23 protein-coding genes and 1 pseudogene are annotated in these 20920 nt (G+C 37.1%); 7 read left to right on the top strand and 17 right to left on the bottom strand.

Translation table 11 applies throughout. The features are described from left to right. Nucleotides 1-244: 244 nt before the first annotated feature. The 3 genes from BN986_RS02270 to BN986_RS02260 all read right to left on the bottom strand — a co-directional run bounded on the left by BN986_RS02270 (nt 245) and on the right by BN986_RS02260 (nt 1416). On the bottom strand, nt 245-487 hold the full coding sequence (locus BN986_RS02270) for a hypothetical protein (RefSeq protein WP_040978015.1): 243 nt from the start codon (nt 485-487) through the stop codon (nt 245-247). Between the two features lie 15 nt (nt 488-502). Continuing rightward, complete coding sequence (locus BN986_RS02265; RefSeq protein ID WP_040978014.1) at nt 503-823, bottom strand: hypothetical protein; 321 nt, start codon at nt 821-823, stop codon at nt 503-505. Between the two features lie 287 nt (nt 824-1110). Continuing rightward, nucleotides 1111-1416, bottom strand: a complete 306-nt coding sequence (locus BN986_RS02260; RefSeq protein ID WP_040978013.1) for a hypothetical protein — start codon at nt 1414-1416, stop codon at nt 1111-1113. Between the two features lie 318 nt (nt 1417-1734). On the opposite strand from BN986_RS02260, the gene BN986_RS02255 reads away from it, so the two are divergent. Continuing rightward, nucleotides 1735-2025: a hypothetical protein gene (locus BN986_RS02255; protein ID WP_040978012.1), complete on the top strand. Its 291-nt coding sequence runs from the start codon at nt 1735-1737 to the stop codon at nt 2023-2025. Nucleotides 2026-2156: 131 nt separating this feature from the next. On the opposite strand, the pseudogene BN986_RS02250 reads toward BN986_RS02255, so the two are convergent. Continuing rightward, nucleotides 2157-2823 (bottom strand): annotated as a pseudogene (locus BN986_RS02250) (dicarboxylate/amino acid:cation symporter); the annotation flags it as partial. 283 nt (nt 2824-3106) lie between these two features. Then, nucleotides 3107-3883, bottom strand: a complete 777-nt coding sequence (locus BN986_RS02245) for a MurR/RpiR family transcriptional regulator (RefSeq protein ID WP_052400586.1) — start codon at nt 3881-3883, stop codon at nt 3107-3109. A 128-nt stretch (nt 3884-4011) separates the two neighbouring features. Here BN986_RS02245 and pfkB point away from each other — a divergent pair, with 128 nt between their 5' ends. The 5 genes from pfkB to BN986_RS02220 all read left to right on the top strand — a co-directional run bounded on the left by pfkB (nt 4012) and on the right by BN986_RS02220 (nt 8962). After that, entirely contained in the window at nt 4012-4932 is a 921-nt protein-coding gene (gene pfkB / locus BN986_RS02240; protein WP_040978011.1) for a 1-phosphofructokinase, read from the top strand. Nucleotides 4933-4949: 17 nt separating this feature from the next. Next, nucleotides 4950-6845, top strand: a complete 1896-nt coding sequence (locus BN986_RS02235) for a fructose-specific PTS transporter subunit EIIC (protein WP_244444926.1) — start codon at nt 4950-4952, stop codon at nt 6843-6845. Further along, the gene (gene lacD / locus BN986_RS02230) at nt 6821-7783 is read left to right on the top strand and encodes a tagatose-bisphosphate aldolase (protein ID WP_074435601.1); all 963 of its coding nucleotides are present in this window, start codon (nt 6821-6823) and stop codon (nt 7781-7783) included. The genes BN986_RS02235 and lacD overlap by 25 nt, the downstream gene beginning before the upstream one ends. A gap of 187 nt (nt 7784-7970) precedes the next feature. Continuing rightward, a complete protein-coding gene (locus tag BN986_RS02225; protein ID WP_040978009.1) occupies nt 7971-8474 on the top strand; it encodes a hypothetical protein in 504 nt (167 codons plus the stop codon). 89 nt (nt 8475-8563) lie between these two features. Next, nucleotides 8564-8962 (top strand): (deoxy)nucleoside triphosphate pyrophosphohydrolase, encoded by a 399-nt coding sequence (locus BN986_RS02220; protein ID WP_040978008.1) that lies wholly within the window; start codon nt 8564-8566, stop codon nt 8960-8962. Nucleotides 8963-9007: 45 nt separating this feature from the next. On the opposite strand, the gene BN986_RS02215 is transcribed toward BN986_RS02220, so the two are convergent. The 9 genes from BN986_RS02215 to BN986_RS02175 all read right to left on the bottom strand — a co-directional run bounded on the left by BN986_RS02215 (nt 9008) and on the right by BN986_RS02175 (nt 16574). Beyond that, entirely contained in the window at nt 9008-9664 is a 657-nt protein-coding gene (locus tag BN986_RS02215) for a GNAT family N-acetyltransferase (RefSeq protein ID WP_040978007.1), read from the bottom strand. Next, nucleotides 9637-9879, bottom strand: coding sequence for a hypothetical protein (locus BN986_RS02210; RefSeq protein WP_187378512.1), 243 nt, complete (start codon nt 9877-9879; stop codon nt 9637-9639). The genes BN986_RS02215 and BN986_RS02210 overlap by 28 nt, the downstream gene beginning before the upstream one ends. 243 nt (nt 9880-10122) lie before the next feature. Continuing rightward, nucleotides 10123-10968: an SDR family oxidoreductase gene (locus BN986_RS02205; protein ID WP_040978005.1), complete on the bottom strand. Its 846-nt coding sequence runs from the start codon at nt 10966-10968 to the stop codon at nt 10123-10125. Between the two features lie 2 nt (nt 10969-10970). Then, entirely contained in the window at nt 10971-12047 is a 1077-nt protein-coding gene (gene uxuA / locus BN986_RS02200) for a mannonate dehydratase (RefSeq protein WP_040978004.1), read from the bottom strand. 18 nt (nt 12048-12065) lie between these two features. Beyond that, entirely contained in the window at nt 12066-13082 is a 1017-nt protein-coding gene (locus BN986_RS02195; protein ID WP_040978003.1) for a zinc-binding alcohol dehydrogenase family protein, read from the bottom strand. Between the two features lie 15 nt (nt 13083-13097). Further along, nucleotides 13098-14372, bottom strand: coding sequence for a TRAP transporter large permease (locus tag BN986_RS02190; RefSeq protein ID WP_040978002.1), 1275 nt, complete (start codon nt 14370-14372; stop codon nt 13098-13100). Continuing rightward, nucleotides 14369-14854 carry a TRAP transporter small permease gene (locus BN986_RS02185; RefSeq protein WP_040978001.1) on the bottom strand — a complete coding sequence of 162 codons (486 nt, stop codon included), beginning with the start codon at nt 14852-14854 and terminating at the stop codon, nt 14369-14371. The genes BN986_RS02190 and BN986_RS02185 overlap by 4 nt, the downstream gene beginning before the upstream one ends. Then, nucleotides 14851-15870, bottom strand: coding sequence for a TRAP transporter substrate-binding protein (locus BN986_RS02180; protein ID WP_052400585.1), 1020 nt, complete (start codon nt 15868-15870; stop codon nt 14851-14853). The genes BN986_RS02185 and BN986_RS02180 overlap by 4 nt, the downstream gene beginning before the upstream one ends. A gap of 29 nt (nt 15871-15899) precedes the next feature. Beyond that, on the bottom strand, nt 15900-16574 hold the full coding sequence (locus BN986_RS02175) for a GntR family transcriptional regulator (RefSeq protein ID WP_040978000.1): 675 nt from the start codon (nt 16572-16574) through the stop codon (nt 15900-15902). 95 nt (nt 16575-16669) lie between these two features. Here BN986_RS02175 and allD point away from each other — a divergent pair, with 95 nt between their 5' ends. Then, entirely contained in the window at nt 16670-17680 is a 1011-nt protein-coding gene (allD, locus tag BN986_RS02170) for an ureidoglycolate dehydrogenase (RefSeq protein WP_040977999.1), read from the top strand. 313 nt (nt 17681-17993) lie between these two features. On the opposite strand, the gene BN986_RS02165 is transcribed toward allD, so the two are convergent. The 3 genes from BN986_RS02165 to BN986_RS02155 all read right to left on the bottom strand — a co-directional run bounded on the left by BN986_RS02165 (nt 17994) and on the right by BN986_RS02155 (nt 20909). Beyond that, complete coding sequence (locus BN986_RS02165) at nt 17994-19289, bottom strand: TRAP transporter large permease (protein WP_198136776.1); 1296 nt, start codon at nt 19287-19289, stop codon at nt 17994-17996. Between the two features lie 46 nt (nt 19290-19335). Continuing rightward, entirely contained in the window at nt 19336-19770 is a 435-nt protein-coding gene (locus BN986_RS02160) for a TRAP transporter small permease (protein ID WP_187378511.1), read from the bottom strand. Between the two features lie 137 nt (nt 19771-19907). Continuing rightward, nucleotides 19908-20909 (bottom strand): DctP family TRAP transporter solute-binding subunit, encoded by a 1002-nt coding sequence (locus BN986_RS02155; RefSeq protein WP_040977997.1) that lies wholly within the window; start codon nt 20907-20909, stop codon nt 19908-19910. Nucleotides 20910-20920 lie beyond the last annotated feature (11 nt).

Here is a 20920-nt window from a genome sequence, read left to right as displayed (position 1 = left end):
AACTGCGCCTTTGAAAACAGCAAATTTTCAAAGGCTGATTCTGCAAAGCAAATCATTGTTGGTAATATCCTTTTTTCTTCATTCGTTTTCTAAAGTCATCAGCAGAGTTACACTTATTCCTATAATCAAACTCTTCTCATCCATCCGTTCCAATCTACAAAATGCATCCCTTGATTAGCATAAAAAGGAGAATAAAAGGCAGGGCATACACAAAGAGTATTTTGGAAAACGAAAAAATAAGGCATCATACACGCCCTCCCTTCTCCAATATCCGATTTTGCGTCATCTTTTGCTCTTCTAACCAGTCATATGTCATTTTCCGATTTTCCAGCCAGACAAATATTCTCACCATAAACATACCAGTTATCGATAAAGCAATGGGCCTATACGTTATCGTTCCTTCCATGAAATAATCTAAAACAAAAAAGCCAATAATCAACAAAGCAACTCCAACTGCGGCAAATTTTATAAGGTTAACGTATTTCATTTTCACCACCCTCTCTTATAGAAAAGGAGCTATTGCAACAAATATGGCTCCAATTAGAGTAATAAAGCCGGATATTCCTGTTATCACAGCATTTCTTTTCCTTCCATCGATTAAAGCCTCTACAAATGAGATGAAAAAGAAAGCCGGAATAAGAAAGAGAAATATTGGAAGTACAATTGGCTGTGGATTATCGACTATTGCTGTATAGATAATAAAAGATGCAGCAACTATTCCAACAATTGCTTCTAAAATTTTAAATACAGATTTACGTTCACTTCTTGGCTTCAACTGATAAAAGTCTTGCCAATTATCTTTTATGATAATGAACCCCTCCATATTTTCTTATTTTACTTATACCACTTGTTTTATAATGCGAAACCGAATACAAAAGAGAATCTATTCTAAAAACAATCACTCATTCCCGTCGGATGAATCAGGATTAAAGTAATCGAAATGGTACCAGCAATTGCTTTCCATTCTCCGGTAATCAATCTAATCAGGGATAAGAATACAATCCCTCCTGGAATGGCAACTCACAAATATTTTGAGAATGTAAACAGATATTTTTTGATAAGTATCACACTCCAATTATATGATTGAAAGTGTAATTTACTTTTCACACACTACACTCCTCCGCCAGAACTTCTTATTACTTTTTTCTCGTACCCGCATCGTTGACAACGATAAATGAGACGAAATGTAACCTCATCATCCCAGCCGACATGTTCAAATTTATGGAATCCGATTCTGCAAAGTAAATTCTTTTCACTTCTAGTTGTTAAATAATAAATCAAAAGAATGACTATACCAACAATGATGGAGGCATAATGAAGGTAATACATATTAAATAGAGCATCTGCATCAGCTACAAGAAAAGCTGTCCCGAGAAAGATGAGAGTATAACCGATTAAAGGAGTTTTCTTTTTCATAGGTCACCTCGGATTGTCAAAACCTTCTTTGTAGAAATCTTTGTTTAAAATGTTTAGAAATCAATTCTCTTGATACACTATTATCAAACAAAAAAGCCGTTGAATCCCGGCACCTATCCATAAAACGAAACTTCATTCAGTGGGAGTTTTCGACGCACAACTCTTTACGATTGGGCGAGTAACCGCAGTCCCAGTCCCAACCAATTATAATGTGATAAATTTACAAAACATATTTATAAGGTATACAATGAATATAGGGAAACATTTAACTTCCTGCACAAAGTTTTAATTAATTACTTAGATAGGAGAGGATTTCTCGTGAAGTCTACTTCTGAAAATAAATTTAGAGAAAATAATACTCGATCGTCTGTGATTTATTTCATCATAACAGGATTTATCACCACCATTTTATCTTTCTTTTTCATGGGAAGAGCCATTGCTGAGGGCGATAATGATTATTTTGGCCTGAATTTCTTTTTACTCATTGCTGTATGGGGTTTGGGAGCAATTTTATACTATTTATTTAAAATAAAGAGAGTTGGCGTCCTTATTGCGATCCTTCCCATTGTTTTTTATATATGCAGGTTTATACTATCTTTTTTCATGTAAAATAAGCCATCGATTTTATAAAGGAAAAGCAGCATACTCTCTACTGGGAGTACGCTGCTTTTCCTTTATATTTCTCCTTAAAACAACTCCTGAGAAGATACAGTTAATGGGGAAAGTTTTATTCTATATCCCTAGCCCTTCACTTGCTTGTTCTCTATCCACTTCTCCCGCTCAGATAAAATATAAGCACATGCTGCATCACCAGAAATATTAAGAGATGTTCTCAGCATATCAAGAATTCGGTCGATACCGATAATTAATGCGATACCCTCAACAGGAAGATCAACCTGGTTCAGCACCATAGCCAGCATAATCAATCCAACTCTTGGCACACCAGCTGTACCATCCATATTAATCGTTGCTCCCAGCGGCTGGACGAAGCTGTTGATCTCTTTCCTTACACCAAGGCTTTCTTGTGCAGCTTTCATCGATACAGGTAGCGTTGCATTGGAACTGGCTGTACTAAATGCTACTGTCATCGCAGGGAAGAAACCTTTATAAAATGTAATTGGGTTCCTGCGTCCCAAGAACCAGATAGTCAGAGAGTAAATAAGCAACGCATGCAGAAGCAGCCCTGCAATAACTGTTAACATATAACTTAACATGGAACCAACCGCATCCAGTCCACCACCGATTGCCGATGCAATGAGCGCAAAAAGCACCATATGGAGCAAATCGCATAACTAACATAACAAGCCAGCCTAATATATCGTTTGCTTGTTCAAATAAGTTAAAAATACCTTTTGTCTTTTCATTTAAATAAGCCAAAGAAATCCGTTTAAAGCTTATCACCTGAAGCGGCCGCCGCTAAATTCAAATAAATACTACATAAAATATCAAAACTTGTTTCCATTTAACAAAAAAATGTAGCCCCACTCTAGATGACGAGTGTTTCTACATTTTTATGAAGGTGTTATGTCATATATTCCGATTCTAATCATTAACATGCAGAAATTTCTTATCTGCCCCCACGATTTTTATTTATATAAAGCATCAACTAATCTGATTCACGAGTGTTTAAAAATATCCAACTTATACTGGATTATTACTATTACAACTGAACATCAGCCTCTACCCAAAACTACTTAAACCGAATCACATAAGCATCCAGAAATATCCGGGCTAGCACCTGCAGCGGCAGACGGGAGCGCACCTCATAATCCGGGAAAAAGCTCTGCTTCGACTTATATCCCAACAGATTAATATCACAAAGCTGAAACAGCCTGCTCTCCTTATTCGTCGTCAACAGAATCGTTTTTACATTATTCTGCTTGCAAAATTGTGCTGCTTCCACCAATTCTTCCGTTTCCCCGTTTAACGATACAAAGATGACTAAATCATCCCTTGTAAATTTTTTCGCTTTGATCCGGATAATATTTGGATCTGTATGTTCTTCACAATGCTTATCAAGCAGCTGTAGCTTCACTGCCATTTCATTGGAAATATGCTCCGAAAAACCTCTGGCGAATATCGTAATTTTTTTACTATATTTTACGCCGACTAAAGCATCTTCAATCAGCGAGGAATCGAGATAATTCAATGTATTTATCACTTCTTCCTGATTCTTGAAAATAGCAGATTGAATTTTGGAATCAATATTTTTTATTTTCTCCAATGCTTCGGGAAATTGCTGTGACTTTTCAGAGACAAATTGAAATTTAAAATCTGTAAATCCACGATAATGAAGTTTTTTCATGCATCGGACAATCGTGGATGTGGAAACATTTGCTTCCTCGCTAAGCTGCGTGATCGAAATATCCCCGATTGCCGCATCATGTGATTCAATATAATTCAATAAATGCTTGTCACTACTGCTTAATTCATTATAGTAATGTTGAATTCGCTGTTGGAAATTCATGCTAAACACCCGCCCATTCTAAACGTCCTTGTGAAATCTTTTTCATCTATTTTCTAACTATACCACATATAATGCAAACATTTTCATCCCGCACTGTGCCATAATTTAAGTAAGAAAGGATGAATGCCATGATTTATACCTGCACGTTAAATACCGCAATTGATATGTTCATCGAAATGGATGATTTTCTTCCGGATAAGGTGAACCGAAGCATATATGATGAATTCCAGCCGAATGGCAAAGGAGTTAATATATCCATTATTTTAAATAAGCTTGGGACCCCTTCGACAGCTCTAGGTTATATAGCCGGATTCAGTGGGCACTATATTCAGGATGAACTAAAACAAATGGGGATCGAAACGGATTTCACTGAAGTAGATGGTGTTACAAGAATTAATGCATTTGTAAAATCAAATCAGGGTGAGTACAAAATCGTCAATAGTGGTCCGGAAATAACAGATATAAAAATAGATGAATTATTAAATAAAATTGCTGGCTTTACAAAAAATGATGTTTTATTTGTATCAGGTAGCTTGCCAAAGGGTGTAGATCCATCGATTCTGGTTTCTATCGCAAAGCAAGCTTCTGATATTGGGTTTCGATTAATTTTAGATATCAGTCATCCAATTTTAAGTGAATTAGTTCACTATCAACCTTATTTAATCAAGCCGAATGAAGAAGAACTCCAAAACTTATTCCCAGGGGACAACCTAGACTCAGAAAAGGCAATTATTCATGCAGCCAATAAATTAATAGATAAAGGTTGTCAACATATTTTAGTCTCTATGGGAGGTCAAGGTGCTTACCTTGTCAATAAGGAAACAGCATTCTACTGCCCGGCACCAAAAGGGGAAGTAGTGAATACAGCTTGTGCTGGGGATACAACATTAGCTACTTTTTACAGTACTTTACAGACTCATACGCCTGAAGAGGCACTAAAGAAAGCTGTTGCTTCCGGCTCTTCCACTGCTTTCCGTTCTGGGTTAACGGATTTTGAAGATGTTGATCAATTAATGAAAAACTTAGAAGTACAAACATTAACCATATAATTGAAAGGGTGAAGATCATGAAATACCGTTTTTTAGGCGTTACTGGCTGTCCTACAGGTATTGCACATACATTTATGGCCGCAGAAGCACTTGAGAAATCAGCCGAAGAAAAAGGTGTTTCCATAAAAGTTGAAACACATGGACAAAGAGGCACAGAAAACCAGTTTACAGATCAAGAAATTAAAGATGCAGAAGTCATTATTATTGCTGCTGATAAAAACGTAGACATTGACCGATTTCATGGTAAAAAAGTAATTAACGTTTCCGTTTCAAAGGGAATTAAAAACCCTGATGAATTGATAGATAGAGCAATATCTGGAGATGTTGCTGTCTATAAAGGATCCGGAGAAGCAACACCGTCAAATGATGATAGCCAACAAGAATCTGCAAGTATTTGGCATAAGCTTTATGTACATTTGATGAATGGTGTCAGTCATATGCTTCCTTTAATTGTTGCCGGCGGGGTGATGACTGCTGTTTCCTTTATGTTCGGTATTTATTCAGCCGATCCTGACTCATCCCAATATAATGTCATTGCCGAACAAATGAATACGATCGGTGGATTAGCTATGGGATTAATGGTTCCAGTATTAAGTGCTTATATTGCACAATCCATTGGTAATCGACCTGGTCTTATCATTGGTTTTATAGTCGGTATGATCGCCGATACGAACGGCACAGGATTTTTAGGCGGAATTGTTGGTGGTTTCTTAGCTGGAGGTCTTGTTTTACTCCTCATGAAAGCATTAAAGAACCTGCCAAAATCACTTGATGGTTTAAAAGCGATATTTTTAATTCCCGTTCTCGGTATCTTTATCGGTGGATTTGCCATGTGGTATCTATCCGTTCCAATGGAAGCAATTAACCAAGGAATGATGAACTTCCTAAGCAGTTTCCAAGATTCTAACCCGCTTCTATTAGGATTGATTGTAGGTATTATGAGTGCTTTTGATATGGGCGGCCCTGTCAACAAAGCAGCTTATGTAACTGGTACAGCACTCTTGGCACAAGGTAATTTCTTATTTATGGCAGGTGTTTCTGCTGCGTGTATCGTCCCGCCACTTGCAACTGGGTTCTCTGTATTATTTGCGAGACGCAGCTATAATCAGGCAGAAGCAAGTGCCGGCTATGTTAACTTCCTATTAGGTTCTACACACATTACAGAAGGTGCCATTCCTTTTGCAGCAAAACGGCCTTTTACCATTATCCCGATTATCATGGTGGGTTCTTCTATCGCTGCCATGCTGACGTATACGTTTAAAGTAGAAGTACCAGCGCCGCACGGAGGATTTATCGTCCTGCCTGTTGTCACACATGCATTCTTATGGGTACTGGCAATTGTAATCGGTGCTGTTATTTCTGGATTCTTAATGGCATTAGAACAAAAAAGACATCAACGGAAAAATAATGCTGAAACAGCATCTGCACCTGTACAAGAAGAACAGGCTGCTCCAAAAGAACAAGGTAATATTTTAGAAACAAACCAAATTTATTTACAAGAAAAACTTCACTCAAAAGAAGACGTTCTAGCGTTTATTGCAGAAAAAGCTGCAGCATTAAATATTGCTACAGATGCTGATAAAGTAGTTAATGGATTGCAAAAAAGAGAGTCAGAAGGCTCAACAGGTATGGAAAATGGCATTGCTATCCCTCATGTGAAGAGTGAGGCCATTCAACAAGCAAAATTAATGGTTGTTCAATTAGCAGAAGGCATTGATTGGCCTGCAATGGACGGAAAACCAACGGACTTTGTGATCAGTATTCTAGTTCCAGATGGCAGCAGCAATGAGCATTTAGATATCTTATCTGCGCTTTCCAGAAAACTGATGAACCAAGAATTTATTGACCAATTAAAAGCTTCTAAATCAGAAGCTGAGATAAAAGAATTATTACTAGGAGGCGTCGAAAAATGAAAAATTTACAAAAACTAATGAATGACCAGGGAATTATTTCTGCACTTGCTATTGATCAGCGCGGTGCACTAAGAAGAATGATGGGGGATGATATTTCCGACGAGCAAATCTCCTCTTTCAAACAACTTGTATCGGAAGAGCTTACTCCTTATGCTTCCTCTATCCTGCTTGATCCAGAATATGGATTAGCAGCAGCGAACAATAGAGATAACAACTGTGGATTAATATTAGCTTATGAACAAACTGGTTATGATAAACAAGCACCTGGTCGCTTTCCAGATTTAATTCCAAATTGCTCTGTGAAAAACCTTAAAGCAGAGGGCGCTGATGCAATCAAATTGTTAATCTATGTAGACGTAGACGAGAGCAGCGAAATTAATGATGTTAAAGAAGCATTTGTAGAGCGCGTCGGCAGTGAATGTGTCGCAGAAGATATTCCATTGTTCTTAGAAATTCTCACCTATGATGATTCGATCGGAAATGAAAAAGGGTTAGAATTTGCCAAAATCAAACCGAAAAAAGTAATCGAAGCAATGAAACGATACAGTGAACCAAGATTTAATGTGGATGTGCTAAAAGTAGAGGTTCCTGTCAATATGAACTTTGTAGAAGGCTATACGGAAGGGAAAACAGCTTACAGTCAAGCAGAAGCAAAAGCTGTGTTCAAAGAACAGGCTGAAGCAACAAACTTACCGTTTATCTTCTTAAGCGCTGGTGTTACACCGGAACTATTCCAAGAAACTTTGCGTTTTGCCAAAGATGCTGCATCTACATTTAATGGCGTTCTATGTGGAAGAGCAACTTGGAGCGGTGCAACCTCCGAATTCAAAAATGTGGACCGAGAAGCTGCTGTGAAATGGTTACAGACAGAAGGTGTTAAAAATATTCAAGCGTTAGATAAAGTGGTTCAAGAAACAGCAACATCCATTTCCGAATAAAGCGTAAAAAGCTCAGGTTTATTCCTGGGCTTTTTTGCACTTTAAGAAAGCAAAATACGCTTTTAAGTCTCCCTTAACGAATGCCAAGTTTTCTTTATCATATCCTTTCTACTTCTTATTCATAGTATGTTATGATTCATTTTGTTACATGATAATCATGGAACGATATTTATAAGGAGAGAAATCCATGTCTAAAAAACACATCATTAGCGGCAGTATCCTCGCTTTTATTATCATTGTTTTACTTATACTTATTTACTTCTTTAAAATATCCTTTACCTCCCTGCCAACAAATTTGCCAATTGTCTTAGCTGAAGAATTAACCGTCAACGGAGAACGGAGACATGTTGAATCGATCACCATTACACAGTCTGATTCAAATCATTTGAATCATGATGAGCCTGTACAATCCGAAAATGAAGAAGAAATTGTACTAGATCAATCGAACGACATCACCAGAATACTTATTGATGATGTGCGCATTTACCATGGTGGACGAATAACAAGTGATAGCCCTGAATATACAGCAGAAATGAGTTTATCCGATGGAGATAGCCTATATTTATATCTCACTAATGAATACATCCGAATTGTTCCTCCAGAACAAAATGGAAAGTTATATAAAGTTTTAGATAAGGAAAATGCTGTTTATGCATATTTCCACTCTCTTTTCGAGGAAGAACAAAACTAGCTTGCTCCCCTATAACGATTCCAGAAAACTGATAAACATGCTATCCTATATTTTGAGAGAGTATTTATTAAGGGCAGGAGGGTTTCGGGTTGAAGAAAACAGTTCAAGTTGTTGCAGCGGTTATTGAGAATGAGCATAATGAGATTTTATGCGCATTACGGTCTCAGCATATGTCTCTTCCAAATTTGTGGGAATTCCCTGGCGGTAAAGTGAAAGAAGGAGAAAATCTATTTATTGCATTAGAACGTGAATTATATGAAGAAATGTCCTGCAGGATTCAAGCACAGGAAGTTTTTCACGAGAACGTACATGAATACGATACGTTTATTATCCAGCTTATCGTCATTAAAGCAAAATTAGTCCAAGGTGTTCCACAAAAAAGCGAACACGCTCAGCTTCTCTGGTTACAAAGAGAGAATCTCCCCTCTTTGCATTGGGCCCCTGCTGATATGCCAGCTGTTCAAGCATTAATAGATGAGCTAGCATAAGATTCCTGTATAAGCATGCTTATACAGGATTTCATACATGATATTTTAGTTATTATCATTTACTCGAATATAGGAATCCCATGATCTCTTGTCGTTTAAATCTAGAAAATCAAATAAATCCATCGCAACAGGGTTAGTAGAATCGACTTCTATTCCAACCGTCTGCACCCCATTCTTTTGAAGACCCCGTAGTTGATAAAATAATAGCTGTTTTAATAGATGAATATCTTGATACGTTTCATCTAAACCTACCCAGCTAATTTCATAATGAGAGGTTTTATTGCTTCGATGCAGCATGATATACGCTGCTACTTCCCCATTTATAAATAAAACAGAACTCAAGCGTTCATCAGGAAAATCGTTTTTTAATATACCTTCCCAGTCTTTTAGCGTAAATTTCTCTACTGGATTATTCATATGTGTCAGCTCATAATCTGCCTTCATTTTTGCTAAAAACAGATGCTTCTTATCTTTATTTGACATCACTTTTTTTAAAGTATCTACTGTAATACCTAAAGGTTTGCTATCTAAATGCTGAAGCATCCATTCTACTTCAAAGATTTCTTCAAACGTCTTTCGAAATAGCTGAAATTCTTTTTCCTCAATAAAATCAATATTAACTTTTTCATTGGAATAACAGGAATATATCCATTTATCTTGAGAAGATGTGTTTTTTAAGATTGAATCAAAAAGCTTATCCATATATACTTTTTTTCTAGTTCCTTACTGACAAAGAACTGAATATATTTCGTGGAAGGATGAAAAGGATTCAGCCAGCTGAATACCAATGCAATTGCTTTTCCATCCTTCTCGGCAATGAATAATTCATGGTATTTATCCGATTGAAGCCTTGCTTTTACTGTCTCCAGTTTCTCGATTAAAGAAGAATGTATTTCTATCTGATTAAATCGTTTCACTTTCTTTATTCCTGACACAATAACCACCACGTTTTTTATGTTGGATTAATTATAACATTGTTATTAAGGATAACGAAAAGATCGCACAAAAACTCCTTCACTCTTTATTTATTTGATAGTGGTTGCTACCCTATTAATTGAATCAAAATAAACCTTCTGCGAAAAAACTGTTGTTTCTTTTCGTAGAAGGTTTATATGCTGGCTTAATTATTTATGACAAGCTTTTAAGTTCTTTACAATAATCTAAACACCTGAGTAAGCCATAAATCCACCATCCACAGGTACGGTAATTCCAGTTACAAAGCCAGATGTATTATCATCTGCCAGCCATAATAATGTTCCTAATAAATCTTCTGGCTTTCCAAAACGACGTTGCGGTGTATGGCTAATAATTTTCTCTGCACGCGTCGATAAAGAACCATCCTCATTGAGTAAAAGTCCCCGGTTCTGTTCTGTTAAAAAGAATCCTGGTGCAATCGCATTAATACGAATACCAGCATCTGCAAAATGAACAGATAACCACTTTGTAAGATTATCAATCCCTGCTTTTGCAGCACTATAAGCGGGAACCTTGGTCATCGGTGCCGGAGCTGACATGGAAGAGATATTAATCACATTCCCGCCCCGTTCCGTCATATTTTTCGCAAACACCTGGGTTGGTATAAGTGAGCCAACAAGGTTCAGACGAAATACAAAATCAAATCCGTTCAATTGTAAATCAAAAAAAGATTTCAGCGTGGCGTCTTCTATATCACCTGCTTCAAATGTTTCCTTATCTGTGATCGCATCAGGATGATTGCCCCCAGCCCCATTAATAAGTAGGTCACACTCGCCTAATTCTTGTTTTACGACTTCATATGCTTCCTTCACACTCTCTTCATTCAGTACATCACAGGAGACTGCAATAGCCGTACCGCCCTGCTCTTTAATTTCGTCCGCTATCTTTTGACCATTCGCTGCATTCCGGTTCAAAATAGCGACTCCCATCCCCTGACGTGCCAGTTCCTTTGCCATTGCCTGACAAAGAACACCGCTTCCGCCTGTTACAACAGCTGTTTTTCCGGTTAACCCTTCATATGTCGGTAACAAGATTATTCACTCTCCCCTTTTTTCTTCACCAGCTCGTAGGCATCCCATAATCCCCATAAATGCATAATCCCTAAAGCCCGGTCATACAGTCCATATCCTGGACGGCACTCCTCATTCCACAAGTGCCTGCCGTGATCGGGACGTGCATATCCTTGGAAGCCTGTCTCATGATAAGCTTTCACAATATCATCCATAGGAATCGATCCATCCTGTGTCCGGTGTGACGTTTCAATAAAATTACCATTATCATAAATACGTACATTGCGAATATGTGCAAAAGCAATACGATCATGGAACCTTCGGATGATGCCCGGAATATCATTATCCGGATTCGCACCTAATGATCCGCTGCATAGTGTCAAGCAATGCGACGGGTTATCTGAAATCGATAAATATCTTTCTATAGCCTGCTCACTTGTAATAATTCGAGGAAGATTAAATACAGGCCAAGGCGGATCATCCGGGTGGATAGCCAGTTTAATGTCTTCTTCTTCAGCAACTGGAAGAACCTCCTGCAGGAAGTATTCTAAATTTCCCCATAACTGCTCCTCATCTATATCTTCATATGCCTGCAACGATTCTTTTATTGTTTTTAAACGTTCCGGCTCCCAGCCAGGCATTGTGTAGTCTGAATTTGTTATTTGTTCAATTAAATCATTAGGATGCATATTATCTACTTTTGATTTTTCATAAAACAAGGCAGTGGAACCATCTTCTAATTCTTTATATAAGTCGGTACGTGTCCAATCAAATACAGGCATAAAATTAAAGCAGACTACTTTTGCTCCAACTTTAGCAACATTCCTCAAACTAGCTTTATAGTTCTCAATATATTTATCTCTTGTCTGTCTCCCCAATTTAATATCCTCGTGGACATTTATACTTTCTACAACATCTAAATGAAATCCGTAAGTATCCGCTTGCCTTTTTATTTCCATTATTTCTTCTTCCGGCCAAACTTCTCCTGCTGCTCGGTGATGCAAAGCCCAAACAAGTCCTTCTACACCAGGGATTTGTTTAATCTGCGCAAGGGAAACAGAGTCGTTATTCTCGCCGTACCACCTAAACGTCATTCGCATTGCTTTCAACTCCTACAACTAAAATGTCAACACTATTTTTCTTACTTCTCCAGGATTATTCTCTAATAATTCAAATGCATCTTTAATTTGCTTCATTGGATAACGATGCGAAATAATCTTATCCGGGTCTAATTTTCCTTCATTCACTTTCTCAATAACACCCTCAAATTGGTGTGTCTGCAGCCTTGATCCTACTACCTTCAACTCTTTTTTAGTCAATAACAGCGACGGAATAGAAGATGGCTCTTCATTAAATCCTAATGTAACAACTGTTCCAGCTATAGAAGCAAGTTCTACTGCCTGTTGAAAAGTTTGTGGCAGACCGACAGCATCAATCACAACATTTGCCAGCTCTCCATCTGTTAATCTATCAATTTCTTTTGCTACATCAACATCTTGCGGTTGAATAATAACGTCCGCACCAATGGAAGCTGCATAATCTAATCGTGTCTGGTTAAAATCCGAGATGAACACTTTCGCACCTCGTTCTTTAGCTAACAGAAGACAGGCAATACCAGTTGGACCTGCACCGATAATAAATACAGTTTCCCCTTCCTTTACCTCTCCTCTAAATGTAGCTTGAGCACCAATAGTTAATGGCTCAATAAGTGCTGCTGCCTCTTCTGAAATCCGGCTCGATACCTTATGCCAATTCTTTTCCTGCGTCTTAAGCCATTCACTCATTCCTCCGTCTCTATGAACACCAAAAACCTCCAGCGATTCACAAACATTGGGCTGCCCTTTTCGACAAGCATAGCATTCTCCACAATAAAGTATTGGTTCTAAAGCTACCAAATCGCCAATTTCTAATGTAGTTACCGCTTCACCAACTTCTTCAACAACACCAGAAACTTCATGACCAATAATTCGTGGATATACTGTAAATGGATTGCTGCCATGATAAATATGGACATCCGATCCACATATACCAACATTTTTCACTTTGACTAACACGTCATGTGCGTCTTCTAATACTGGTTTATTTATTTCTACAATATTTAATTGTCCAGGTTTTTCAACTTGTATTGCTTTCATATTTCAACACATCCTTTATTCAAATAAGCTTGGTAAGAACAATGATAGAGAAGGTACAAATGCAACAATAATTAATACAAAAATTGCTATACCAAAGAATGGAATCAACTCTTTCACTGTCTTGGTAATTGGAACCTTAGCGAACGTCGATGCAACAAATAGACAAACTCCCACCGGAGGGGTAGATAATCCAACCATTAATGAAAGTACCATGACCACACCAAAGTGAATTGGATCCATTCCAATGCTTTCTGCAACTGGTAATAGAACCGGGAATAAAATAACTAACGCAGCAATAGTCTCCATAAACATTCCTACGAGAAGAAGTAACATAATAATTAATAATGTAACAATAATTGGATTTTCAGAAATAGATAAAATCCCGTTTGCAATTTGAAGTGGCACACCTTCACTAACTAAAATCCACCCAAATGTATTGGCAAATCCTACAAGCAGAAGGATAGAAGCCGTAGAACGTAAAGTGGTTAGTAAAATGGCAGGGATTTCTTTTAATTTCAATTCTTTATAAACAAATTTCCCGACAACAAAAGCATATACGACACAAACAACAGCTGCTTCCGTTGGTGTGAAATAACCACCTAGGATCCCCCACAAAATAATAACGACCATCAGAAGAGCCCAAAAAGCGCCCAGGAATGTCTTTCCAATTACAGGAATTGACTGCTTTTCTCCTTTTGGATATTGCCGCTTTACAGAAATAGCATAAGTAACAAGCAAAAACCCAATAGCCAAAAGAACACCAGGAACTGCTCCTGCTAAAAATAAGTCACCAATCGATATACCTGCCAATGTACCAATAATAATCATTGGTAAAGAAGGAGGGAGCATTGGCCCGACAGTAGACGAAATGGACGTTACCGCTGCCGAAAATCCGGCGCCATATCCCTGTTTTTTCATTGCCGGAATCATAACAGACCCTATACTTGCTGTATCCGATAAAGCGGTACCAGAGATTCCCGCAAAACCTAAAGAGGAAGCTACGTTTGTCAAACCTAATCCACCTCGTATGTGGCCAACAACGGCATTTGCAAAATCAATAATCCGATTGGTAATTCCTCCAGCATTCATCAGATTACCAGCAAGAATAAAGGCTGGGATCGCTAACATTACAAACGAATCTAAACCGGCAAACATGGTTTGTGGAATAACTGTAAATGGAACCCCGACAACGAGCAAGTAAACAAGCGATGCGATACTTAGACCAAATGCAATCGGCACACCAAAAGCAATTAATAACAAAAATAGCCCAAAAAGCAATAGTGCCATCATATTTGCTCCTCCTCCCTTTTCTCATTTTCCCCCGTAAATTGATCAATAATAGATACCACGGAGTATACCATTAATAAAATAGCTAATAATGGAACAGCTGCATAGGTATAAGACATTGGAAAGCCTAATGTCGGCGCATAAAAATCAGCACCTAAACTGACCAGTTGGATCCCATAAATAAACAACACTACTGAGAATAAAAAGATCATTACGGAAATAACGCTTTCATATATTTTGCGAACACGAGGGGACAAATTCTCAATCAATAAGTCTACCCGGATAAACTCTTGTTTTCTCAAAGCCAATGGTGCAGCTGTTACAATCGAATACACAAATAGATAGCGTGAAAGCTCCTCTGTCCATATAAAATCAAAAGGAAAGTAACGACTTAAAATCTGAATAATAACGATAAATAATAAAGCTGAAAATAACAGCATTGTTATTATTCCAAGGACCTTATCAACTTTCTTCATCAGATTCATTCCTCAGCACCTCCGTTACTATCCGCAGCATCTAGTATATCGAAATACATTTCGAGCTGCTCTTCATCAAAATATTCTTCTAATGCAGGCAACATTGCTTCACGAAAAGCATCCTGGTCCACATCTTCATTGATCTCCATTCCATTATCAAGCAGTCTTTGAAGTACTGCTTCATTCTCTTCTTCTACTAACTCCTGTGCGTATTGTTCAGCTTCTGCAGCAGCCTCTTCTACTGCTTGCTGCTGATCTTCAGGTAACGCTTCCATTTGTTCTGCACCAACAACTACATAAATCCAAGAACGTACATGCTCTGTAGTATTTAAATAATTTTGAACTTCATAGAAACCATTACTTTCAATTAGATCATTAGGATTTTCCTGACCGTCAATAACACTCTGCTGTAAACCAGTGAAGACTTCATTTAAACTGATCACCTGAGGCTGCGCTCCAGCTGAGGACCAGGAATCTAAAAATAATGGTACATTAGGCACACGCATACTGAATCCCCGTAAATCCTCTGGTGTAGAAATAGGATAATTGGAAGTTAAATTCCTCGGAGCTCTTTCCATATAAAATAATGGTTTTAGCCCTGCATCTCTTTCAATGTCCTGTTCAATTTTCCTTCCTATTTCACCTTCGATAACATCCCGCATATGTTCCTCATTTTCAAAAGCATATGGAACTGCCAGCATCACAGCACTAGGTGTCCATACTTCTAATGTTTCACCTGTGATCGTTATATCTGTTGCTCCATAGCGAATTGAATTAATATTATCAACTTCACTCCCCAGTTGACTATTTGGAAAAATCTCAATCATTACTTTCCCATCTGTTTTTTCTTCTACCAATTCAGCAAATTCAACAGCTGTACGGTGCCAAAGATGACTTTCATCAGAAATATGTGTCATCTTCCAATGTGTAACATCATCTTCCTGTGCAGAACTCTCATTTGTTGATGAGCAGCCGCTTAGAATTAGGATAGTCAGCAAGCTGAATACAAACAACCTTTTTAACATGATGTCTAACCCCTTTATATCATTTTTATTTAACTAAAATAGTCCGGATACTGTTCTTTTAATGCTTTTTGATCATATTTAAGCAATGCTAGATGTGATCTAATCAATTCTTCTGCCCTTTTTTGATTTTTTTCTTTGATAGCATCTACCATCGCCTCATGCTGTTCAACTAACTCTTTCCAATTTAATTTTAATGCGATACTTAATTTCCGAAGTCGCATTGAATGCGTATCCATTTTTTGAATTGTTCTCCATATACGCAGTTTGTCAGTCCCCTCTGCAAACAATTGATGAAATGCTTTATCTAAAGTGTATAAAGCATTTTCGTCCTCATCATCTCTAGCTTTCTTCTGTTCTACTAAATTCATTTCTAATTTATGCAGATGCTCATTAGAGAAATTTTCACATGCTAACCGAATAATTCCTGCCTCGGCCTGCTCTCGTAAAAAACGTGCTTCTTCGACATGGTCCAAATCAATCAAAGCCACAAATGATCCTCTTTGTGGAAGCACAGTTAGAAGTTCATCTTCTTTCAATCTCAAGAAAGCTTCTCTAACTGGCGTTCGGCTGACCTCCAGTTCTTCAGAAATTTCTTTCTCAGAAATCGCTGTACCCGGTGGTAACTCTAAATCTATAATGGATTCTCTCAATGTGTCATAAACAAAATCTCTTGTAGAATGTCTAAATGAAGTACGATTTAACATTTTTTAGCCCCTTTCTGAAATTCATTCTACCATACTACCATACAAGTATGCTAGTATAAATTTAAGCGTTTGCAGAATAGAAAGGAGAAATTTTTATGATTTTAAAAGAACAATTACAAGATACCGTAAAACAAATATTTTTAAAGCAGAGTGTCACGGAAGAAGCTGCTGAAGCAATTGCAGAGGTCCTTGTTCACGCCAATCTTAGAGGTGTAGATTCTCACGGTGTCTTAAGAGTAGAACACTATATTAAGCGAATCCAATCCGGCGGTATTAATCCCACTGCCCAACCGCAAGTAACAAAAACATCTCCTTCTACCAGTATCTTAGATGGAGATAATGGATTTGGACACTATATCTCTAAAACAGCGATGGACATCGCTATCGAACAAGCGAAAGAAGCAGGAACGGGTGCAGTAGCAGTCAAAAATAGTAGCCATTGTGGCGCACTTTCTTACTTTGTCGAACAAGCTGCACAGAACAATTTAATAGGTATTGCAATGACCCATACGGATAAAATCGTTGTTCCTTTCGGTGGATCAGAACCCTTCTTCGGTACGAATCCAATTGCTTTTGGTTTCCCCACAAAAAAGGAGGAGACAATCATATTAGATTTTGCTACAAGTACTGTAGCGTTAGGAAAAATATTAAATGCAAAAGAAAAGGGAGAAAATATTCCTCATGGCTGGGGAGTAGACGAAAGTGGAGAAGCTACGCATGATCCAAATAAAGTAGTTGCATTATCACCTTTTGGGGGACCAAAAGGATATGGATTAGCAATGGTTGTTGAAATATTTACAGCAATGCTTACTGGAGCAGCTTTTGGGCCTCATGTTTCTAAAATGTATGGAGATTATAATAAAAACAGGGAATTAGGCCACTTTTTTATGGCCATTGATCCAGCAAAATTTGTTTCCATTGATTCATTTACATCCCGACTCGATCAAATGATCCAAGAATTAAGAGCAACTGCTCCTGGTCCAAATACAGACAGGGTTTATATTCCTGGTGAGATTGAGATGCTTACTGCTCAAAAAAGAGAGAAGGAAGGGATTCCTTTACCTGATTCCATTCTCGCATTTTTGAAAAAAGAAGTAGAAGAATGACATTAAGCAGGCTTGAACCTTTCACAAAATAAGAAAAGATCAAATAATCATACACTGAACCAGCTTAATAATTCCTTTTACTTCAAATTAAAAAATTTAAAATTATTTTTTTAATTTGAACAAGAAAGTTTTTTGTCTCTAGTCATAGAAAAAGATCATTATTACATTCTCCGTAAAAGTTAACAGGTACCAGTACTAAAAAGTTAAGAGAAAAACTCCCAACGTTGTCTAGTGCTGGTACCTGTACAAACATTTTTTTCTTATGATTAACTGCTAGTTTATGTTACTCTCAAACAAACATACTTCTTTATCATTAAGGAGATAATAGATTAGGTATAAACATAACAAAATCTGGAATAAAAATTAATACAAATAACAATAGTAGAAGTACTCCAACAAAAGGTAATATATTCCTCGTATAATCTTCTATCTTTACTCCGGTTATCGATGTTGCTACAAACATCATTGTCCCAAAAGGTGGTGTTATACCTGCAATTGTTAAGTTTATACTCATTAATATACCGAAAAATACCAAATCAATTCCCATAGCATCAACAACTGGAACTAATAGAGGAGCTAATAAAATCATAGCAGCGCCCCCTTCAAAGAAACATCCTATTAGTAGGAGTAGTATCGTAATAACAACCAGAAGTACATATGGATTGTTTATACTATTCGTTAGAAAATCTGTTAATAAAACTGGGATACGTTCCCACGTAAGATAATCTCCAAACGCATTTGCCGCTCCTATAATAAACATGATCCCAGCAGTTGCGACAGTTGATTCAAATATGATAGCCGGGATATCTTTTAGCTTCAATTGACGGTAAACAAAAAATCCAATTAATGCTGCATACAATACACACATAGCTCCTGCTTCGGTTGGTGTAAACCATCCTAAACGAAGCCCCATTAAAATACCTAATGGTAAAAATAATGCCCAAATTGATTCTATTATTTGTACAAATATTTCTTTTAAACTTGCTCTGCTATCTCGTGATGGAACATATCCTCGTTTACGTGAAATAATTGATACAGTTATTAATAACACAACTGCAATTAAAAGTCCTGGTAAATAGCCTGCAAAAAACATGTCTGCGATAGAAACATTTGCTACAATTGCATACAGTATTAATATAATCCCTGGGGGTATGATTGGCGTAATTACCGCTGAAGCAGCAGTTACTGCTGTGGAAAATCCTTTATCGTATCCTAATTTTGTCATTTCAGGAATTACTGTCTTTGCTGTCATTGCTGTATCTGCATTAGCTGATCCAGAAAGACCTCCCATCATAGCACTAAGTAAAACATTAACCTGACCCATACCGCCCTTCACATGTCCTAATAGCATGTCTGCCAACCGTAACAATTTTTCGGTAATCCCCGCATAATTAAATATTACTCCCGCACATGCAAAAAAGGGAATTGCTAAATACGTGAAAGACTCTTGTGACGCCACTACACTCTGAATAGTAAATTGAACAGGCATTGTATTATTAATAAATATAAAATAAACTACGGTTGCAATCAGTAGACTATATGCAACTGGAATTCTTAGAAAAAAAAGAATAAACAATATGATAATAGGAATAAAGGATACGATATCCATTTATTAACCCCCTTGTAAAAGAATGAACAAAACTTTATCCATTCTTTCAAAATTGATTTTCAGGTGATACGGACGTTACAACATCCTTGCCTCGGATTATACGTACTAAAAATCCTATTGAATAAGCTAGCATTAATGCAAAAGCAATTAATGCTGCTAAGTAAATAAATGAATATGGGATTCCTAGAAATGATGTCGGCCTCGTCCATCCATCCATTGTTAACGTAAAGCTTAAATATAAAAAATAGGCATTTGCACAGATCAATATAGAAAAGTTTAATATATTTGCTAATTTATGAACTTTTGGAGGAAGTTTCTCTACAACAAAATCGATCGCTATTAACGCATGTGTTTTAAAAAGTAATACAGTCCCGAAAAAAACACTGTATGTAAAGCATATAAAAGCAATTTCTTCTGTAAAACCAAACGAACGACTAAAAAAGAGTCTTGAAAGTACATTCACAATAACTACTAACAACATTATTAAAAATGCTATTGAAGCAATGAAGGTTTCAAAATGATTAAATACCTTTTTAATTTTAACCATCCCCTTGCTAAAAGTTTATGAAGTCATGTACAATCTAAAAATTTTTAGATTGTACATGATTTATATATTTTTTATTCAATTGCTTTCTTCATATCTTCATACAATCCATCTGTCCATTCAGGAAAAGCATCACTTACATGTTCAGAAGCTTCTATAAAGCTTTCTGGCTCAATTTCATTAAATTCGATTCCTTCATCCTCCAGCTTCTGACGATATTCCACTTCAATTTCTTCGATATCTTCAACTCTCTTCTCCGGGAGTTCTTGTCCTACTTCATCTATAGCTTTTTGCGCTTCGGGTGGTAAAGAATCATATACATCCGTGGACATAACAATCGTTGTCGTTGCTACTAGATGTCCTGTTAAAGATATTCTGTCTTTTGTTTCATATAATTTAGAAGAATAAAGTAAAGAGAGTGGGGATTCTGCAGCATCTGCTACCCCTTGAGATAATGCACTATATGTTTCAGACCAAGCTGTATTCGTTGGATTTCCACCAAGCGTTTTTGATACCTCGTTCCACATTGTTGTGGGTGCATTTCTTATTTTCATGCCTTGCGTATCATCCTGTGTAACTACTTCTACATCTGATAAAAGATGTCTCTTTCCAAAATAGACTGCCGTTACAATTTTAATTCCTTTCTCTTCCAGTTCATCAGACATTCTTTGCCCTACATCTGATTTCCATGCTGTTTCAATATCTTCAGGCTCTTGAAAAAGATAAGGATGCATAAATATAGAAAAATCATCTACATAATCCGATAAATGACTTGGATCGCTATCTTGCAAAACAGTAGCTCCTTTTGAAATACTTTCAATCATGTCCGTTGTATTACCAAGACTTTCAGAAGGATAAATCTCAACTTCCAACGTTCCTTCAGATCTTTCTTCAAGTTCTTCAGCAAATTCTTCCCATAAAGGGTAGGTTGGGTCGGAATTCGATCCAACAAAATTCAATTTTAATGTCGTTGTTGAAGACCCGCTTGCTTCCCCTTCCGATGAATTTGAAGAATTACCACAGGCAGCTAAAATAATAGTGAAAAGAATGAATGTCGCTAAAAAATACTTTTTCATAGATAATACCC

Origin of the sequence: Oceanobacillus jeddahensis, assembly GCF_000750635.1 — a bacterium.
Taxonomy (GTDB): Bacteria; Bacillota; Bacilli; order Bacillales; family Amphibacillaceae; genus Oceanobacillus; species Oceanobacillus jeddahense.
Note: the sequence above shows the minus strand (reverse complement) of the source record. Positions and strands in the feature narration are given on the sequence as shown.

What these genes read in the sequence shown, in the direction of transcription:
- BN986_RS02270 (WP_040978015.1), bottom strand. Translation starts at nt 487, where the DNA reads ATGAAATACGTTAACCTTATAAAATTTGCCGCAGTTGGAGTTGCTTTG.
- BN986_RS02265 (WP_040978014.1), bottom strand. Translation starts at nt 823, where the DNA reads ATGGAGGGGTTCATTATCATAAAAGATAATTGGCAAGACTTTTATCAG.
- BN986_RS02260 (WP_040978013.1), bottom strand. Translation starts at nt 1,416, where the DNA reads ATGAAAAAGAAAACTCCTTTAATCGGTTATACTCTCATCTTTCTCGGG.
- BN986_RS02245 (WP_052400586.1), bottom strand. Translation starts at nt 3,883, where the DNA reads ATGAATTTCCAACAGCGAATTCAACATTACTATAATGAATTAAGCAGT.
- pfkB (WP_040978011.1), top strand. Translation starts at nt 4,012, where the DNA reads ATGATTTATACCTGCACGTTAAATACCGCAATTGATATGTTCATCGAA.
- BN986_RS02235 (WP_244444926.1), top strand. Translation starts at nt 4,950, where the DNA reads ATGAAATACCGTTTTTTAGGCGTTACTGGCTGTCCTACAGGTATTGCA.
- BN986_RS02225 (WP_040978009.1), top strand. Translation starts at nt 7,971, where the DNA reads ATGTCTAAAAAACACATCATTAGCGGCAGTATCCTCGCTTTTATTATC.
- BN986_RS02215 (WP_040978007.1), bottom strand. Translation starts at nt 9,664, where the DNA reads ATGGATAAGCTTTTTGATTCAATCTTAAAAAACACATCTTCTCAAGAT.
- uxuA (WP_040978004.1), bottom strand. Translation starts at nt 12,047, where the DNA reads ATGCGAATGACGTTTAGGTGGTACGGCGAGAATAACGACTCTGTTTCC.
- BN986_RS02195 (WP_040978003.1), bottom strand. Translation starts at nt 13,082, where the DNA reads ATGAAAGCAATACAAGTTGAAAAACCTGGACAATTAAATATTGTAGAA.
- BN986_RS02190 (WP_040978002.1), bottom strand. Translation starts at nt 14,372, where the DNA reads ATGATGGCACTATTGCTTTTTGGGCTATTTTTGTTATTAATTGCTTTT.
- BN986_RS02185 (WP_040978001.1), bottom strand. Translation starts at nt 14,854, where the DNA reads ATGAATCTGATGAAGAAAGTTGATAAGGTCCTTGGAATAATAACAATG.
- BN986_RS02180 (WP_052400585.1), bottom strand. Translation starts at nt 15,870, where the DNA reads ATGTTAAAAAGGTTGTTTGTATTCAGCTTGCTGACTATCCTAATTCTA.
- BN986_RS02175 (WP_040978000.1), bottom strand. Translation starts at nt 16,574, where the DNA reads ATGTTAAATCGTACTTCATTTAGACATTCTACAAGAGATTTTGTTTAT.
- allD (WP_040977999.1), top strand. Translation starts at nt 16,670, where the DNA reads ATGATTTTAAAAGAACAATTACAAGATACCGTAAAACAAATATTTTTA.
- BN986_RS02165 (WP_198136776.1), bottom strand. Translation starts at nt 19,289, where the DNA reads ATGGATATCGTATCCTTTATTCCTATTATCATATTGTTTATTCTTTTT.
- BN986_RS02160 (WP_187378511.1), bottom strand. Translation starts at nt 19,770, where the DNA reads ATGTTGTTAGTAGTTATTGTGAATGTACTTTCAAGACTCTTTTTTAGT.
- BN986_RS02155 (WP_040977997.1), bottom strand. Translation starts at nt 20,909, where the DNA reads ATGAAAAAGTATTTTTTAGCGACATTCATTCTTTTCACTATTATTTTA.